The organism is Aquimarina sp. I32.4 (assembly GCF_002924285.1).
Taxonomy (GTDB): Bacteria; Bacteroidota; Bacteroidia; order Flavobacteriales; family Flavobacteriaceae; genus Aquimarina.
Window position 1 is genome coordinate 1 of sequence record NZ_PGUB01000181.1, and the last position, 4,996, is coordinate 4,996.

Genomic DNA, 4,996 nt, shown 5'->3' on the forward strand with positions numbered 1-4,996 from the left:
CTAAAATAGAAACTCCGCAATTAGCTATAAATCTAATTCTTGAACAGCATCAAAGATACATCAAACAACTACTAAGAGACCAAGAAAAGAACAATCAAACCTAAGATGACAAAGTAGGAATAATGTTGATATAATTACTAAGTTTTTCATTTTATAATTTATTTATGATTTCTTTTTCGCTATGAATTTATGTAACACTGTCTAATCAGGTTAAAGAGAAGCAAAGGTGATCAAATGAAGTGTAGTAAAAATTAAGCTGGTTTAAGAAAGCTATTTTCTTTTAATTTCGCTCAAATATTCGGGAGTCAAGCCAAGAAAATTGGCTAAAAGGTATTGTGGTACACGTTGTACAAATTCTGGGAAATTATCTCTAAATTTTAAAAAAATTTCTTCTTTAGAAAAGCTATTTATATATTTTATACGCATTAAAGCAGCACCATAAGCGGTTTCGTATATAGTCCTAAAATATTTTTCCATTTTAGGGAATTTATTTAAGAGTTCTTGATATTTTGAAAAAGAGATTGATGCAATTTTTGAGTTCTCAACTGTTTCAATATAGAAATTAGATTGCCTTTGGCTTTGAAATGCTAAGAAATCGGTTAACCACCAGTTTTCTATAGCGAATTGAGAGGTTTTTTGGTTACCCAAATTATCAATAAAGTATAATTGTAAACAACCTTTTTGAACAAAAAACAACGTATCACAACGTTTATCAGCAAGAAGCAATGTTTCTTTTTTTTTATATGAATGGAAATCGAAAAAGAGTGCGATTTCGGATACTTCTTTTTCTGAAAGATTTACAAGAGTTTTTATGTGATTTATCAAAGTACTTTCAGTCATTTGTAGATGTTATGGTCCTACGATTAGTGTAAAATATATTTTCACAAGGTATTGGTAACTGTTTTATTCTACTTCATATTGTTCAAAAATTTGATATATTTTTTGAGCGTAATCAATGGGTAAACCTTCATCAAAATCCTCAGGGAATTCTTTGATTTCAATTGCACCTTTTGTAGGGTTAAACATGATTTTAGGAATTTCTCGAACTACAGGTTCATCAAGATAATCACTTGTCCAGTCATAATTTTCAACATCGTTTTTTGGATCAAATTTTAGTTCTTCTTTTCTGTAGAATCCATCCATATACTTTTGTTCAATTTCTTCTACAAAATCAAATTCTTCAATTCCGTAACCTTGCTTTTTAAGACAATCTTCTCTATTCAAGAATTTCTTTTTCCATCTTGGGGCAGACATCCAGTAAGCTACTAGAATGACGGCTTTATCAATTTCGGGATTACCCTTGATCCAATTAAACAAGATGCTATTTCCATCAAAGTTTGAAGTTATGACGGATTTATATAAATCCAGTTGACTTGCATTCTCAAGAAAATTTTTCCATATTTCATTCTCAAGTATCTCAAATTCTTCTGGACTTATTTTTTTCTTCATTAATCTGATTTATTTTTATGGCTGTCAAAAAAGGAAGGGCTACATTTTGATTTGTTTACAAGAATTATCAAAAGAACACTAGTAGTGGCTAAATTAGTAAATCTTTTTCTTCTTTTAAAAGATGCATGGTATGACTAACCTTTTTATTATAAAACAATTGGTTGTCCTCATATTTTCTGGTTTTTAGAAACCATTTAAAGATTAGATATAGTTTTCTTATATCAAATTCAGACTAATACTATAAGTGTTATATTGTTTATTATTTCTTTTTGAAAAAAGGAATAAGATAACTTATAGAATATCCGTATCCTACACCGATACTACTAAAATCATTAGTGCGACCAAACCCAGGAATGTAAAGATTATCAAAGGTGTCAGGAGTTTTTTCACTCACAAGGCTTCTTAAAGATACATTGGCTCCAAGGTATAGATTATTTAGTACTTCTACTTTTATTCCTAAGACTAATTCGGCCCAACTTGCATTTAACCCTTCAGCTGTTATTTTTTCTGTAATTTGATCAACTCCAAAATAATTTGTACTTGTAAATACAGTGTAGTCATTAAGGGTCTGATCAAAGGTAGAGAACCCATAACGTAATCCTACATAGATACTATTTTGCATACCATACCAATTGTCATATACATTATAGTCTACTCCAGCTCTTATATAGCTTCCTGAGCCTTCTATATTTATATTTTCTTCATCTCTAATCAAAGATTCATTACCTATTTCTACAGCTAAGTAAAACTTTTTGTGAAATCTATAGTCACCTACAATTTCAAATCCAGAATAATTATCATCTACCGCGCTACGAACCAATCTAGCTAGGTCTATACCTGCTCTAAAACCATATTTTTCTGCTGGAGGTAGTGTGTCTTTTGCAGTAGTTTTTGGAGCTTCGTCCTGTGCATATAGGAAACTGGTAAGCAGTAGGCTAATGAAAAATAAATACGTGTGCGGCTGTTTCATCGTTTACGTTCTCTCTTTGTATAGTTATATTTTCTATCCAATTACCGTCATTTCCAGGATCTACTGGAGATATTGTAAGACCTTGGTAATTAATCTTAAACCCACAGGCACTACTTACATATTCTTCTGTAGGGGTGTATTGAATATTTATGATATCTGTATTAGGTGTTACATCAGTATTAGTGGTATCAGAGTTTATGGTAAGTTCATAATCTGTAAAAGATGCATTGCTTTTAAGCGGTATTGATATAGATTCTGTTACAGTTCCTATTGGAAAAGGAGTTTCTACATCTGTTGCTTTTACTTCTAATCCTGGAGGTACTTTTACATCGGATCCAGATTCAAAATCAATAAATTTTATGATTAAAAATGAGGTGGTGGGTGTACCTTCTGCACATATATCGTCTCGTTCACAACTTGTATTTGAATACAAAAAAAATGTTGTTATTACTAGAAACAATAGATATTTGTATATTCTCATATATAATTTATGGTTTGTATGCTTATTAATTTTTTCTTATTCAATAAGAAAGATGTAAAGCTTCAGATATTATTTTTTTTTAATTTTCGATACTCAATAAACTACTAAAGTTTTTTGTTGTATAGTTGAGATCAAAAATATAAAAGATAAACCAATTCAAATAGTTTATTATCTAAAAATAAAGACTCTTCTATTGTTATGGTGTTGCTAGAAAAGAATAGATAACTTTAGTGCTGCGTCATTCTCAAAAGTTATAAACTATGATTCTTTGCGAGGTAAGAATCATAGTTTACTAACAGTGTTTTAATAATTTCATCTTTTTTCTAGTAGGACTACATTTTCTACATGAAATGTTTGTGGAAACATATCTACAGGCTGTACTTTACTTACTTTGTACATCTCATCTAATAAAGCAAGATCACGTGCTTGTGTAGCGCTATTACAGCTTACATAGACTATTTTTTCTGCTGCAATATTTAAGAGTTGAGCTACTACATCTTTATGCATTCCATCTCTTGGAGGATCGGTTATTATGACTTCTGGTTGACCATGTTTGGCAATAAAATCTTTGGTAAAGACTTTTTTCATATCACCTACATAAAATTCTACATTAGAAATATTATTACGTCTAGCATTTTCTTTTGCATCTTCTATTGCTTCTGGAACTGCTTCTACACCAATTACTTTTTTTGCTTTTTTTGAAACAAATTGAGCAATGGTACCAGTTCCTGTATAAAGGTCATAAACGAGTTCTTCTCCTGTAAGATTAGCAAAATCTCTGGTGACTTTATATAATTCGTAGGCTTGTTTAGAATTGGTTTGATAAAAAGATTTAGCATTTACTCTGAAACGTAATCCTTCCATTTCCTCTTCTATATAATCTTTTCCTTTGTAACAAATCACTTCCTGATCATAGATAGTATCGTTTCCTTTAGAATTGATAGTATACTGAAGAGATGTAATTTGAGGAAATTCAGAAACAATATGGTCTAACAATTGTATTCTTTTTTCAGAATCTTCATGAAAGAATTGTACTAAAACCATAATTTCACCTGTAGAAGAAATTCTAATCATCAGAGTTCGTAAGAAACCATGCTGATTTCTTGCATTATAAAAAGAGAGATTATTTTTTGTAGCAAAGTTCTTTACTTTATTCCTGATATCGTTACTGGGGTCTTCTTGTAAATGACATTCGTCTATATCCAAAATTTTGTCCCACATTCCAGGTATATGAAACCCAAGTGCATTTCTGTCTTTGATTTCAGTATCACTTTTTATTTCATCCAGCGTTAACCATCTACTATCACTAAAAGAAAATTCCATTTTGTTTCTGTAAAAGAATTGATCTTCAGATCCCATAATAGAGCTTACATCTGGTAGTTCAATTTTTCCTAAGCGAGTAAGGTTATTTACTATTTCTTGTTGTTTGTATTCTAGCTGGTATTTATATTCCATAAATTGCCATTTGCAACCTCCACATGTTCCAAAGTACTCACATGTTGGTTCGGCACGTTTATCTGATAATTTATGAAAAACTGTAGCAGACCCCTCATAAAAAGCTTTACGCTTTTTGGTAGTTTGAATGTCTACTACATCACCAGGAACTGCATTGTTTATAAATATAACTTTTCCGTCGGGGGCTTTGGCAATACTTTTTCCCTTTGCTCCCGCATCTATAACTTTGATATTTTCAAAGATTTGTCTTCTGTTTTTTCTTGCCATAGCGCAAAAATAAGAATTGCGTGCATATAGCAAATTAATTATTCAATATATCTTTTTAAAAAATAAGAGAAACTGTTATGATTGCAGTAATATATTATAAATTATATATAAGTAATCTTGATGTTATTGGTCTATCATTTATTTTTTATGTCTAGAGGTATTGTTGAACTAATCCTCGTTACCTCGGAAGCTTTTTTTGTTCCCTATAAAAATAGTTTAAATTTAGATAGTCAATAAAAACATCTAAATTATGTATCAAAAAAAAGTAAAACGATTCTAGAGACGGCTTTAGAGCGTGTTCCTGAATTCACAGTATTAGTAGATAAGCTAACAAAGAGTTTCTCTATAAACGGTAAGGCTTCCAGCACACTTAC

5 protein-coding genes are annotated in these 4,996 nt (G+C 30.6%); all 5 read right to left on the reverse strand.

What is annotated here, in order from left to right; translation table 11 throughout:
* Positions 1-270: 270 nt before the first annotated feature.
* The gene (locus tag CVD18_RS21405; RefSeq protein ID WP_103867505.1) at positions 271-840 is read right to left on the reverse strand and encodes a Crp/Fnr family transcriptional regulator; all 570 of its coding nucleotides are present in this window, start codon (positions 838-840) and stop codon (positions 271-273) included.
* A 63-nt stretch (positions 841-903) separates the two neighbouring features.
* Positions 904-1,449: a DUF4274 domain-containing protein gene (locus CVD18_RS21410; protein ID WP_103867506.1), complete on the reverse strand. Its 546-nt coding sequence runs from the start codon at positions 1,447-1,449 to the stop codon at positions 904-906.
* 259 nt (positions 1,450-1,708) lie between these two features.
* Positions 1,709-2,419, reverse strand: coding sequence for a DUF6048 family protein (locus CVD18_RS21415; RefSeq protein ID WP_103867507.1), 711 nt, complete (start codon positions 2,417-2,419; stop codon positions 1,709-1,711).
* Positions 2,385-2,900: a DUF6452 family protein gene (locus CVD18_RS21420; protein ID WP_146052892.1), complete on the reverse strand. Its 516-nt coding sequence runs from the start codon at positions 2,898-2,900 to the stop codon at positions 2,385-2,387. The genes CVD18_RS21415 and CVD18_RS21420 overlap by 35 nt, the downstream gene beginning before the upstream one ends.
* A gap of 312 nt (positions 2,901-3,212) precedes the next feature.
* Complete coding sequence (rlmD, locus tag CVD18_RS21425; RefSeq protein WP_103867509.1) at positions 3,213-4,622, reverse strand: 23S rRNA (uracil(1939)-C(5))-methyltransferase RlmD; 1,410 nt, start codon at positions 4,620-4,622, stop codon at positions 3,213-3,215.
* Between the last annotated feature and the right edge of the window lie 374 nt (positions 4,623-4,996).